Origin of the sequence: Neobacillus niacini (assembly GCF_030817595.1) — a bacterium.
GTDB classification, from domain to species: Bacteria; Bacillota; Bacilli; order Bacillales; family Cytobacillaceae; genus Neobacillus; species Neobacillus niacini_G.
In genome coordinates, this window is sequence record NZ_JAUSZN010000001.1 from 4,999,045 (window position 1) to 5,012,500 (window position 13,456).

The window sequence follows — 13,456 nt, forward strand, 5'->3', positions numbered from 1 at the left end:
GAATATCTAGTTGTTTAAGGGGTTTTCTGACATGAGTTTCTTGAATAAAATGGGGCAGCTTTCTGGTGATATCGAGAAAAATATAAAAATGGTAGAAGAGCATTTTTGCCATACAGAAGATTTAATGAAAAAAAAACTCGTCAGTGCTAAACAGAAGTGTGTCATTCTTTATCTTGATCCATTGGTAAAAAAGGAACTCCTCCAGACCTCTATTATCGAGCCCATTTTAGAAAGCGAAATCAATGATATTGAACAAATTGTCCATGCAGCAGAAGTAAAAAAGACCACCTTAATTTCTGAAGTGGGAAAACAATTATTAGATGGATCCTGTGTAATCCTGTTAGAAGAGTATTCCGAAGCATATACCGCCTCTGTAGGAGGAATAGAAGGCAGGTCCATTGAGGAACCGAATAATGAGCGGAATATTAAAAGTTCTCATGATGGTTTTGTCGAAGAGTTTAGCTCCAATCTGCAGCTTTTACGAAAGAGAATAAAAAGCCCGTATATGAAAGTGAAATATATTACAATCGGAAACCTTACCCATACGAAAGTGGGTATGGTTTATCTAGAAAATCTTGCGAACAAAGAGCTGGTTGACGAAGTGGAGCGGAGATTATCTTCCATCGAAATCGACCAGCTTTATTCCACTAGTGATGTAGAGGAGCTCATTGAAGATCACCCTTTTTCACCTTTTCCGCAAAATCTAGCTACGGAAAGACCTGACAGAGCCGTGTCCTACTTAGCGGATGGAAAAATTACCATCATTGTCGATGGTAGTCCCCGCGTGTTAGTCGTTCCGATTACTTTTTTTGCTTTTTATCAGGCACCGGACGACTATAATAGCCGGTGGTTGGTTGGTTCTTTCTTTCGATTTATTCGTATCTTTAGCTTCATTGTCGCGATTAGTTTGCCTGCTATCTACGTAGCCATCGTTTCCTTTCATTCAGAGGTCCTTCCGATTGGAATTCTATACTCCATCCGGACTTCCTTAGAGTATGTTCCCTTTCCGCCTTTTGTGGAGGCCTTAACGATGCAAATCATTTTGGAGCTATTAAAAGAGGCTTCGATTCGGTTGCCGTCACCTATCGCTCAGACCATCGGGATTGTCGGGGGATTAGTCATTGGAACAGCTATCGTAGACGCCCATATTGTATCGAATATGATGATTGTCGTCATCGGATTTACCGCCATTGCCTCCTTTGTGGCGCCAATTAATGAAATGGGGACGAGTGCAAGATTGTTAGGATTTCCGACCATGATTGCGGCAACATTGTTTGGGTTTTTTGGGATTGTTTTTGTGTTGATGTTGATTTTCATGCATTTAAGTAAACTAGATTCTTTTGGGATGCCCTATTTTTCACCGTTCGCGCCATTCAAGAAAGAAGAGCTAAAGGATTCAATCGTCCGGCTGCCATTATGGAAATTAAATACTCGTCCGACTGATGCAAAGCCAGCTTATGCGAATCAACAAGGGAGAGCTAGGGCATGGAAAAAGAAATGACGAAAAATCGGATAACCAAATTTCAGTTGTTTTTTTTATTGATACAAAGTCAAATTGGTGTCGCCCTCTTATCCTTGCCGCATGCTGTGCAGGTGAGTGCAAAGGGAGACGGGTGGATTTCTACGATCATTGCAGGGGTGGCCGTTCAAGGTATGCTCATCGTTTATTGGCAATTGTTAAAACGATTTCCGACCCTTATGTATACAGAAATAACGAAGAAGGTAGTCGGAAGTTTTTTAGGAAAATTCCTTAATGTTTTCATCTACATAAATTTCATTCTTGTCGGGGGTTTAGCGACTATTCTTTTTATTAAACTTATCAATTTATGGTTATTGCCTTTAACACCTGGGTGGATAATTTCTGCAATGATTTTGACGGCCTGTATTTATTTAGCTATAAGTGATTTAAAAATCATTGCAAGGTTCTTTGTCCTTGCTACCTCATTGATACTATTATTATGGTTTACATCTGTATTAAGCTGGTTTACCCCAAAGGAATTTGAATATGTCCTTCCGATTGGAAGTTCAGGACTGAAAAATATCTTATTGGGTAGTAATAACTCGCTTCTAGCGATGTTAGGCTTTGAAGCGCTGCTATTTTTCTTCCCATTCATGATTGATAAAGATAAAAAGGGAGTATTCAAAACGGTATCGATGGCCAACCTTACTATAACTCTTTTTTACACATACTTTATTTTTATTACCCTCATCAGTTTTAGTACCGATCAACTGACTCAAATGAGAGAACCGATTCTAAATCTTCTTAGAGGAATATCATTTAATATGATTGATCGGGTCGACCTTTTATTTCTATCTGTATGGATCGTGCCAATGGCCACGTCCATTATTACCTATCTATTCGCTGCAAGTAAAAGTTTGAATCTAGAAAAAAAGCATTACCCAAAGGCTGTCGTAGTAAATGGATGCATTCTTTTTCTGATAACCTTGATTCCTAGTGATGATGCCATTATTACTTTGTTTAATCAGTATGTTTCCTATTTAAGTTATCTGGTCGTATTTTTAATTCCTACTTTGTTATTAATGCTTTCATTCCTGATGAAAAAACATGAAATGAGTGAATCACGATGAGAAAAATCTACCTCCTCATTTTATTGATACTCCCCATGATGTTGACGGGTTGTTGGGACCAGCGCCTCTTAGTAAACCGAACACTGGTAAACGGGGTAAGTTTCGATGTGACGAAAGATGGTAAGATAACTGCGGCGGTGAGAGCGTTAAATATACAAAGTAAGGGTGGCGGCCTATTCGAAATCCAGGATGAATTAGTTGAGGCCAAACGACCAACCGTTGTTGGTTTGGGATTGGATCTAGACAGTAAAATTCCGGGTGAACTGGATGCGAGTAAAGCGCATGTAGTCATTTTAGGAGAAGAGCTAGCCAAAAAGGGAATTCACCCTTTCATTGAATTCTTTTACCGCAATCGGGAATCATATTTGTCTTCTAAAATTGTGATAGGTAAAGGAACGGGGAAAGAGATTCTTTCTGTGGAGAAAGAAAAAAGTCCTATTGCTTTCGCCATCTTACAATTACTCGAAGGAGCAGAGTCGGATACGGTCATTCCGAAAAAAAGTACCTTTACGGTTTGGAACAACATATTGGATCCAGGTAAGGATATGGTGTTACCGTATCTTGAAAGAGCAGAGCGGGATAAGGTAGAAGTGGCTGGAGTAGCCTTATTTAACGGTGATAAATATACAGGTAAAACATTATCAAAGGACAAAAGCGGTTTACTCTTGTCCTTAATGAATCAACTAGCCAAAAACAATAGAATGGCAATCATCCTGGGTTCAACTAGCAATGGCCGTTCGATTTCTTTTTCCACTAGAGATTTAAGACGGAACCTAGAAGTCCATGTGAACAAGAGTGAAGAAATCACTTGTAAAATTGACCTGAAAATGGAAATTGAAATCATCACCTATCCACAAGATTTTAAAAATGAAATCAATGTTAAAAAACTAAATCAAGATCTTTCTGATGAATTCACTAGGGAAGCCAAGGAAATAACCAACACCTTAGTAAAAGCCAATTGTGATGCGTTTGGGATTGGCAGGCAAATCTCAAGCTTCCACCCTGAATTATGGAAGAAAGTCAATTGGGATGAGGAATATAAAAATGTTCAAATTGAGCCTGTCGTAAAGGTAAATATCATAAAAACCGGGAATGTGTTTTAAGTTACTTTTTTCAGGGGTTTTTGGCTGATTTATCACTACATACCGAGATTTTTTATTAGTAAATGGGGAACCTGGCTTTTAACCTTTGGTTCCTTATTTATGTCTTTATGTATATTTAGGAGAGTGAAATATGTAAAAATTTAGTGAATCCTTGTATCAAATTTCCTGCAAAACATTATATAATAATTTTGTTAGTAAAACTTTTATACTAAGGAGGGTGCATTTTGCATAATCGAAAATGGACGAATCTCTCAATCGTTCTAGTATTAGTATTTTCTTTGTTTAGCCCGTTTACTAGTTTAAAGACTTATGCTGCGGCAGGGTTGCAATTACTAGACGTGACAGAGAAAAAAGAGTCCACGGTTCTTGTCTGGGAAGTGGTGAATGAGGGAGAAGAATTTACAGACTACCAATTAATAAAAAATGGTGAAGTGCTGGATATAGAGCCGGTCCCATTAGATGAAACTTTAGAGGAAAATGTAAAAAGGTATTCCTATGAAGACCAAAATGTTGAAAAGAACGCCCAATACACATACCAAATCGCTGGAACCCTTTCCACCGGTGAAAAGGTAATAAGTACGCCAGTAGAACATACTTTTGTTGGACAAGCAGAAGAACTGCAAGGTAATGTACTATTAACCCCTGAGTCAGATGTAGAAGTTGTGACGACAAATATCAAGGTGGTTACAGATCAAGGTACGATTCCATGGGGATTTGATTTTTCAATAATCGGTGAAGAAGGTTCCGAAATCTCTTATTATGGTTATTTAAATGATGAAGGATTTTTTGTAGAATACGAGACTGAATCCCGTGATATTGAACTTCCTATCGGAGCCTACAGCATAAATACATACAACTACTCCACAGAAGAAGATATTACGACGGCATTTACGATTGAGAGTGGGAAAGATTATGTAACAAGTCCAGTTGAAATCGTGTTCCCTGACGAACAACTAGTTATAAAAAAGGTTCTGCAGATTGAAGGGACAACGGAGCAGTCGATTTCAATCGGATGGGGAGAGTTTGTCGATCCAGAAATAGTAGAAAAATACCTTGTCTATTTAAATGAAGAACTGGCTGAAGAAATCACTGACCCATACACTACATCTTTTACGTATTCAGAATTGGAACCTGAGACGGCGTATCAGGTAAAAGTAGAGTACGTCTATAAGGATGGCTCAAGCGAGACGGTTACTGCAGAAGTTATGACGTCAGCTCCTCCTGCAGGTGAGGTTGTTGTTTTTGTAGATGAAAATCTAAAAAATGCAATTGCTAATCAATTGAAAATCCAGCACCGTGACATTTATACGGATGATATGGAAAAATTGACTGATTTAGATGCCAGTTATTCAGACATTAGTGATTTAACAGGCATTGAGTATGCTGTAAATCTTACAAGTCTTATGTTATATGGTAATCAAATTGAAGATCTATCTCCGCTTGCGAACCTTATGAATCTAGCGTCTCTGGATTTGGATGAGAATTTGATTAAGAGTCTTGATGACTTGAAAAACCTGAAAAACCTTGAATCTTTGTTTTTATCTTTTAATCAAATTGAAGATATTCGTGTCCTGAACACATTACCGAATCTCTCTTATGTTACGTTAATCGGTAATGAAGGTCTTGAATTTACAAAAGGTTCCGAAGATGCTGAAGTGTTAAAAAAACTAATTACAGCTGGGGTTTCAGTGGAGTGGCTGTTAGAAAACTTCGAAATTTCGATTCAGGATGTAACGGAATCCTTGATCCAATTTGAATTTAATTTTCCTGGCGTTACTGATTTCATCAGCGCGTATAATGTTTATCTAAATGGTAAGTTAGTGGGAGAATTACCAGTCGAAGAGAATGGTTATGAGCTAAGTGATCTTGAGCCCCTGACAGAATATGAGATTAGTGTAGAAGCTGTTGATGAAGCTGGTAATGTTTGGGCTAGTGCCTATAACTATTTGACGACACCGCCTGTACCAGAAGGAGAGGTGGTTCGATTTAAGGATCCAGCCCTGGAAGAGGCAGTACGTGATGCTTTGCATATTTACTCCCGTGACCTTTACGAGAGTGATATGACCATTCTGATAAGCTTAGATGCGAGCGATCGGGGAATTGAGGAGCTTGAAGGATTAGAGTTAGCTGCTAATCTGCAGGAATTGTTATTAGACTCCAACGCCATTCGCAATTTTGAGCCAATAGCTGGATTATCGAATTTAGTTCATTTATCGCTAAGCAATAATAAAATGTCAGACATTTCTGGGCTGGCGGCATTAACAAATTTAGAATCGTTAATCCTCGATGGCAATGAAATAGTAGATATTAGTATCCTATCTCAATTTTCAAAGCTTTCCCTTTTGTCTTTACAAGAAAATAAGGTAAAAGATATTGGTCAGTTAGCGAACTTAAATATTGAATTTCTTAACATTGGCTATAACGATATTGACGATATTTCAAGTCTGCTAGAATTAGAGAATTTACAATATGTCTTAATTATGAACAATCCACTCGATTTAACGGAAGGCTCCGAGACACGATCTGTCATTCAGACGTTAGAAGACAATGGGGTCATCGTTATGTATGAATATCTGGACATTTCCGTCGATGAAGTAACGGAAAGTACGATTAAGATTAGTTGGGGACCAGTTCCGCAAAACGATGTACAGGACTACCTCTACTATGTCCTAGTAGATGGGGAAGAAGTAGCTATTGATTTAACTGATTCTTCTTATACCTTCACTGATCTTGAAGCGGAAACGGAATATAAGATTGAAGTTTTAGGAATAAGTGAGAACTCGGAAAGTTTTATTTATGGAACTACTGCTGTTACTACATCTGCGGTCCAGGATACTCCTGAACCTAATCCTGGGGATTCTGAAGATGATAAGGGAACCGTTGGAGTTGTTGATAAATCTCCAACTAATCCGGGTAAAGAAACTGAAAATCATTCAACTCAGGTTGATAAAGTAACACAAAAACCTGGACTGAATCTGCCAGACACAGCAACAAACAGCTTTAATTTGTTAGTGTTCGGACTTGGTTTAGTTGCAGTAGGATTCACCTTCCTTGTAGTTAAACGCAGAAAAGCAATAAACAAATAAGTTAAGAAATAGGACAAGGGGTCTTAGCCCCTTGTCCTTTATTTTTTTTGATGACTACTACTTTTTCGGTTCTTTATAAAGGCAATCCCTAAGAGTAACATGGGAATTATAACAAGAAAGAACGGGTGCACATAGCGTGTACCAAATTCCAACCCTTCCTTTAAATGCTCAGCATAGCTGCTTGCAATTGTGACGGACATGAACAAAACCACCATCCCCATAGGATAGGTTAACTTGGAAGGTTTCTTTATCTTGAATATCACTGCAGCAATTGCAACGGCCGCATAAAAATAAATGCTTACCTTAAAAAAGATACAGATGACCATAGATATCATGAAAAAAACATCAAGACGTTCAAGAAATTCTGCCACTTGTATACTTTGAATGGTACTTAAAAGCGGAAATTGCGAGCGTGATGCAAGGTCAACACCTAATACACCAATGTTTATTGCCATCGTAATGGCAAGATTAATTCCGCTTAAGACTATTGCAAATAACCCTACTTTTTTCACACTTTTTCTTTTGGTTATATAGGGGAAAATCATAGAAAAAACAATGGCTTCACCGAATGGAAAATATAAGGTCTGTGTGAAAGCTACTTTGGCTATTGGAAAAATGCCTTGCTCTAGCATCGGTTTTAAATTATTCAAATCAATGAGCCCAGAAAAGACAATCAGAATAAAACCAGTAATAGCAAGAAAATAGATAGAAACAAAAAATAATTCTCCGGTTCTTGCCACAACCTCAATACCTTTGCTAACAGCATAAATAATAACCAGCATTAATAGGGCATTTACAATAAATAAGGGAGTTTCGAGATAGGCAAAGGTCAGGAGCATTTCCCCAAAATCGCGAAGTACCCTGGCTGCCGTATACATAAAAAAAATAATATACCAAAAGGCAAGGAATGTACCCGCTATTTTTCCAAGCAGCTTTTGCATATATTCCGGGGGGACTAACTCAGGATAAAAAAGATATAAACGGTAATTTACCCAGAATAAGAATAGACCTCCTACCATGCCAAACAGAATGGCCATCCAGGCATCCTGTTTGGCCTCAATTGCTAGTGGTACCAAAATGGCACTTCCGAGTTCAAATAACAAGATTAGGACAAAAAGCTGGTATAAGCTTATTTTTGCCTTTTCCACGCTTTTGTCACATCCTTTTCATCCTTTTTGATTATTACTTATTCACTTGGTGAGGGTTGTTACGCAATCCTGTACGACGAATAAAGGCGTCGACTACTATATCTGTTTTAACTTCTGGAAAATAAATATCATTCCATTTAGTGTTCATTTTTTTCCATTCCTTAGGGTTTGTTTGATGAAGTGCTTCTCCAAAACCAAAAATATCGGCTTTATTTTTTTGCGCCTTCTTCACAGCCATAGAAATCTCTTTTTTAATTTCCTTTTCAATTACTTTTTCTATTTTTAAAAGAACATCAGGATTATTAAGGTCTATGGGTACTCTCGCCTCACCAATATTTCCCTCGGCCTGAACCTTAATGAAAACGCGGGGCTTTCCTTTTTCCATCCTTGCACTTACCTTTGTCTTTTGTCTGATTAATTCATATACCATAGCCTCGTCTTTTCCTTCCCACTTTAAATCAATTGCCGATGCATTTAATTTGTCAAGGAGGAATATAGAACCTCTTGCGAACTCACCATCAATCCATTGTGTTAACTTCCCTTCTTTAAATATCGCAAGACTCCCTGCAGACAGTAAGGAGGAGGGTTCTGTCTGCTGTGTATTTTCGATTGTTTTTCCTCTAGAGACATCTCCACTTACACGAAATCCTGAAACCGCTAATTCCTTACCTGGCGTGACAAGTGTTTTTATCGCTTCTTGCATACTAACAGAGATATTTTCTCCCCATATCTTTTCAGTAAATTTTAACGTTTTAATTACTTTATTTGCTGGGATTTTATCTATGGCTGTTAACACTTTAACAATGTCTGAAGCTTTCGATTCCTGGGCAATCACAATGATTGCTGTACTTCGGAATTCTGCATCCCGTTCTAGTGAATCAAGAATACTGCTGATAGATTCCTCTTTTGCAAGCTCTTCACTAATGACTACTAAATTTGTATGCGCATAATAAAGTCTTCTTGATAATTTACGGGAGGTCCTTCTGCTTAACTCGACAATAGTATCTCCTGTTCCTGTTACAACGGATACGGGAGGTCCTTGACTTCCGCCGCCGCCTTGAAAGCCGCCTGCAACGTTACCTGGATTGATAATTTGCAAGGTGCCAACATATCTGCCTTCTTCATTCTTGTCTATTCCAAGTGCAGCCACAATCGCCAAATCAGTTAATTCCTTTTTGCTCCAACAACCTGATAAAAGGAGGGCAGTGCCTACTATGACTAAGGAACACATCAGGCGGTTAATTTTGTTCATCTTGGTCACCTTTTTCTAATGCGGAGTTGACCATCCCTCTGCTTTGAGGTGGTTGTGGTTTCTGGTTATCGCCTACCCGATTTTCCTTATTATCGCTAAAAAGCCTTGGTCGTTTTTTTTGTGCCCACATTGGCAGACGGACGATTGTATCGCCGAGGTTTGCCGGGATAAGTGGTGCAATTGGGGTTAAATAAGGTACTCCAAAAGAACGGAGACTACATAAATGTATGGCTAAAATAATGACACCCAAAATGATTCCGTAAAAACCAAAGGTTGCAGCTGCAAACATAAATCCGAAGCGAATTAATCGTGCTGAGATAGCTACGGCAAATGCAGGAGTTGCAAAATTAGCTATTGCTGTAATGGCAACAATAATGACCATAGCGGGGGAAACAATACCAGCTTGTACGGCTGCCTGCCCAATAACCAACGCTCCAACGATTGAGATAGCTGAACCTACAGCTCTGGGCATCCTTACTCCGGCTTCACGGAGGATTTCAAAAGCTACTTCCATAATCAATGCTTCGACCAATGCAGGAAAAGGTACAGTTTCCCTCTGAGCCGCAATTGCAACTAACAGCTGTGTGGGGATCATCTCCTGATGAAAGGTTGTCACCGCAATATAAGCAGCTGGCGCAATAATTGAGATAAAGAATATTAATATCCGTAAGAATCTTAGTGCTGTCGCTATATCAGCCCGGCCATAATAATCTTCTACTGACTGAAAGAACTGGATGAAAACAGCCGGTGCAATCAGGACAAATGGCGTTCCATTCACAATGATTGCAACCCTGCCTTCAAGAAGATTTCCGGCGACCATATCTGGCCGTTCCGTATGATAAAGGGTTGGAAATGTCGTAAATGGCTGGTCTTCGATCAGCTGTTCGATATAACCTGATTCAAGAATACTGTCAATTTCAATTCTTTTTAACCGATTCCGAACTTCCTCGACAATTTCATCCTTTGCAATACCTTTAATATACATCATGGAAACATCCGTTTTCGTGACGCTGCCAATCTTCATATTTTCCAGCCATAAATCGGGGTTTTGAATTCGTCTGCGAATTAAAGCTGTATTGGTACGAATGGATTCGGTAAACCCATCCCTCGGCCCACGAACCGTTACTTGGCTGCCAGGTTCTTGGATGGAACGATGCTCTCCACCTCTAGTACTGGCACTAAGTGCTTTTTGGGCTCCATCCACTAGGATAATACTCTCACCAGACATTAAGGACAGGTACAAGTTGTCCCAATCCGTAATTTCTTTCACATCACCGAGTGCTACTACCTCTTTAAGAAGGATTTCAAAAATAGGCTGGCTGTTGTGAACAGGATGTTTATTCATAATCGATTCAATCAAAAAGTCATTGATTGCCTTGCTATCTGCAATTCCTTCTACAAACACAACCGCTGCACTCTTGCCATCCCCAAGCTGTAATTTTCGGATGACAACATCAATGCTATTTCCTGTTTTTTCTTTAATGTAATCTATTTGCTCTTGTAAAGAACTTTGAAGGGCTTTAGCTGGCAGTTCATGCTGTTGAGCCGGTTTCTTTTGTATTTTTAATTTTTTCATTTTTTTGGATAGGGAAAATAGAGACATTGTCACTAAACCTTTCCTGCTTTTTATCTTATTTTTCACCAATATTAAAAACGTATTCCTGATTTTCTAAAAAGTACCAGCAGGTTTTCGTAAGGAAAGAGGAATCATACATAAAAAGGTGATAAGAAAATGAAGATAATCTTTATTACAATCATGATGTTAACCGTATTAATCAGTTGTTCCTTTGGAATAGACCTCTTGTTGGGATTTGAAATGAAGACCGCTTGGCGTAATGCCGTAAGCCCTTTTCGTGTCATGGAAGTTCCTGAATACTTCGTATTTGTTTTCCTGATTGCGATTTATTTACTAAAGAAGCTATATGCATTGACGAATAAATGGATAAGCAGGAAGCTGGCGAAGATTTTGGAGTAGGTAGTTTAAGTATAGGTAATATAGGAAACAGGAGCGGGTTACCTTTTGACAGGTGAAGGTGTAGGTTTGAGGGAGCAGTCAGAATTTGGTATTTCTTCTGACAGGTATTATCAACGTTCTGTTAAGGTTTGACTCCCCAATAAAGCCACCTCCAATTAACAATAGCGAAGCGGCCTTTGACAAAAAGGAATCGTGTAGTACTTCAGAAGTGTAGTGGTGACCAAAGGACCTAAGTTCTACCTAACCAAAACAATCAATACTGGTAACACGAAAAAGGACAATAAGGTAGTCCAGAGAATCGTTTTGGTTAACACTTTTGGTGAGGCATCAAATTTTTCTGCTAATATACCGGCATTGATCGCAACGGGCATACATGATAAAACCAATAGGGTGGAGAACATAATGCCTTTAATTTCTAATAGATGTAAACATAATAATGCAATCAGCGGTGCAATCAATAATCTCATGCCCATGCCACTCCAAAAGGTGATTCGTGTATTCCTAGTGATACTTTCGGTTTTCACATTGGCCATTTGTGCACCTAAGACAGCTAGCACGATGGGGGGGTAGGCTTCTGCGATCATGGATACTCCTGTGGAGAGTCCTCCTGGCAGGTTTAGATTAAGTGCCCGTAGCACCATAGCTAGCAAGACGGCATAAATAGCTGGCAGAGAAAACACTGATTTAATCGCATTTTTTATGGTGAAATGAGAGCGCGCTGCAAAGAAGATTCCTAGCGTATGCATCATAACCATTTGCATTACAATATAAATGGAGGCCTTTTCGAGCCCCAACTGACCGAAAGCAAGCAACATCAGTGGAATTCCATAGTTAACTGCATTGGTGAATGAGGAAATTAAGGTTAACCCAGCTATATCATTGGCTGGCAGTTTGAGTAATTTACCTAAAAGATTAGCAACAACAGCAAGAAAAATTAGATTTAACAAGGAATATGCAAGAGTCAAATAAATATCCTCAGGTGAAAGGCGCGCCTCCATTAAAGTATCAAATATCAAGAAAGGCGTTATGTAATATAAGGCAAAGTTTAAAAGCGGCTTGATTTCCAGTTTCCCAAACTGACTAAGCATGGCCCCTGCTATTACGGGTATCGAGAGTGGTACAATCACATCAAAAAGCGTGGCAAAAATTTCAGCTAACATAAATAACTTCCTCTCAAATTAACATTCTATCATCTACTGTGAAGCCTACTTAAAGGTGTTTCTTCAAATTGTATTCTAATTATATAATAATAGATTTTCTTATTAAAATAAGATTCTATTTACTATAATATGAATAGATATGGTTATCTTAAAGGAAGATGAGGAAATGCTATTTTAAAAAAAGAAAACTTTTTGTTGCATAATTGATTTGAAGGTGCTACTATTAGGAAGTTGCTTTTAACGCCAGTTTTACTAGCTTGAAAGTAAGAACGAAAAAAGTTAAATTATTATATTGAAATAATCATAGAGATGTGATAAGATAGTATCACTGTCGATTAAGACATGTTAGATTGCTCTTTGAAAACTAAACAAACAAGAACGTCAACAAACAATTTTTTTAGCTTTTATTAAAAAGCTAAGCCAACGTAACAAATGAGCTATATCAACTTTCTTGGAGAGTTTGATCCTGGCTCAGGACGAACGCTGGCGGCGTGCCTAATACATGCAAGTCGAGCGAACTAAAAGGTGCTTGCACCTTTTGGTTAGCGGCGGACGGGTGAGTAACACGTGGGCAACCTGCCTGTAAGACTGGGATAACTTCGGGAAACCGGAGCTAATACCGGATAATTCTTTTCCTCTCATGAGGAAAAGCTGAAAGTCGGTTTACGCTGACACTTACAGATGGGCCCGCGGCGCATTAGCTAGTTGGTGAGGTAACGGCTCACCAAGGCGACGATGCGTAGCCGACCTGAGAGGGTGATCGGCCACACTGGGACTGAGACACGGCCCAGACTCCTACGGGAGGCAGCAGTAGGGAATCTTCCGCAATGGACGAAAGTCTGACGGAGCAACGCCGCGTGAGCGATGAAGGCCTTCGGGTCGTAAAGCTCTGTTGTTAGGGAAGAACAAGTACCGGAGTAACTGCCGGTACCTTGACGGTACCTAACCAGAAAGCCACGGCTAACTACGTGCCAGCAGCCGCGGTAATACGTAGGTGGCAAGCGTTGTCCGGAATTATTGGGCGTAAAGCGCGCGCAGGCGGTCCTTTAAGTCTGATGTGAAAGCCCACGGCTCAACCGTGGAGGGTCATTGGAAACTGGGGGACTTGAGTACAGAAGAGGAAAGCGGAATTCCACGTGTAGC

General features: G+C 39.3%; 9 protein-coding genes and 1 rRNA gene (1 of these 10 cut by a window edge). 6 read left to right on the top strand and 4 right to left on the bottom strand.

Features of this window, described 5'->3' with window-relative positions:
- The first annotated feature begins 31 nt into the window (after window positions 1-31).
- The 4 genes from QFZ31_RS23660 to QFZ31_RS23675 all read left to right on the top strand — a co-directional run bounded on the left by QFZ31_RS23660 (window position 32) and on the right by QFZ31_RS23675 (window position 6,778).
- On the top strand, window positions 32-1,501 hold the full coding sequence (locus QFZ31_RS23660; RefSeq protein WP_307307648.1) for a spore germination protein: 1,470 nt from the start codon (window positions 32-34) through the stop codon (window positions 1,499-1,501).
- A complete protein-coding gene (locus QFZ31_RS23665) occupies window positions 1,486-2,589 on the top strand; it encodes a GerAB/ArcD/ProY family transporter (RefSeq protein WP_307307651.1) in 1,104 nt (367 codons plus the stop codon). Before QFZ31_RS23660 ends, QFZ31_RS23665 begins: the two co-directional genes overlap by 16 nt.
- A complete protein-coding gene (locus tag QFZ31_RS23670; protein WP_307307653.1) occupies window positions 2,586-3,692 on the top strand; it encodes a Ger(x)C family spore germination protein in 1,107 nt (368 codons plus the stop codon). Before QFZ31_RS23665 ends, QFZ31_RS23670 begins: the two co-directional genes overlap by 4 nt.
- 224 nt (window positions 3,693-3,916) lie before the next feature.
- Complete coding sequence (locus QFZ31_RS23675) at window positions 3,917-6,778, top strand: leucine-rich repeat domain-containing protein (protein ID WP_307307656.1); 2,862 nt, start codon at window positions 3,917-3,919, stop codon at window positions 6,776-6,778.
- A 38-nt stretch (window positions 6,779-6,816) separates the two neighbouring features.
- Here QFZ31_RS23675 and QFZ31_RS23680 read toward each other — a convergent pair whose 3' ends face one another.
- Genes QFZ31_RS23680 through QFZ31_RS23690 form a run of 3 tightly spaced genes read right to left on the bottom strand, consistent with a single transcriptional unit; the run spans window position 6,817 to window position 10,781 of the window.
- On the bottom strand, window positions 6,817-7,926 hold the full coding sequence (locus QFZ31_RS23680; protein ID WP_307307658.1) for a GerAB/ArcD/ProY family transporter: 1,110 nt from the start codon (window positions 7,924-7,926) through the stop codon (window positions 6,817-6,819).
- 34 nt (window positions 7,927-7,960) lie between these two features.
- Window positions 7,961-9,178 (bottom strand): Ger(x)C family spore germination protein, encoded by a 1,218-nt coding sequence (locus QFZ31_RS23685; protein WP_307307660.1) that lies wholly within the window; start codon window positions 9,176-9,178, stop codon window positions 7,961-7,963.
- Entirely contained in the window at window positions 9,165-10,781 is a 1,617-nt protein-coding gene (locus QFZ31_RS23690) for a spore germination protein (protein WP_373459931.1), read from the bottom strand. The genes QFZ31_RS23685 and QFZ31_RS23690 overlap by 14 nt, the downstream gene beginning before the upstream one ends.
- Before the next feature lie 129 nt (window positions 10,782-10,910).
- On the opposite strand from QFZ31_RS23690, the gene QFZ31_RS23695 reads away from it, so the two are divergent.
- On the top strand, window positions 10,911-11,153 hold the full coding sequence (locus QFZ31_RS23695) for a hypothetical protein (RefSeq protein WP_307307662.1): 243 nt from the start codon (window positions 10,911-10,913) through the stop codon (window positions 11,151-11,153).
- 236 nt (window positions 11,154-11,389) lie between these two features.
- Here the strand turns inward: QFZ31_RS23695 and QFZ31_RS23700 are convergent, their stop codons facing one another.
- Window positions 11,390-12,313, bottom strand: a complete 924-nt coding sequence (locus QFZ31_RS23700; protein WP_307307664.1) for an AEC family transporter — start codon at window positions 12,311-12,313, stop codon at window positions 11,390-11,392.
- Between the two features lie 448 nt (window positions 12,314-12,761).
- Here QFZ31_RS23700 and QFZ31_RS23705 point away from each other — a divergent pair.
- Window positions 12,762-13,456: ribosomal RNA gene (locus tag QFZ31_RS23705) — 16S ribosomal RNA — on the top strand (it continues 855 nt past the right edge of the window).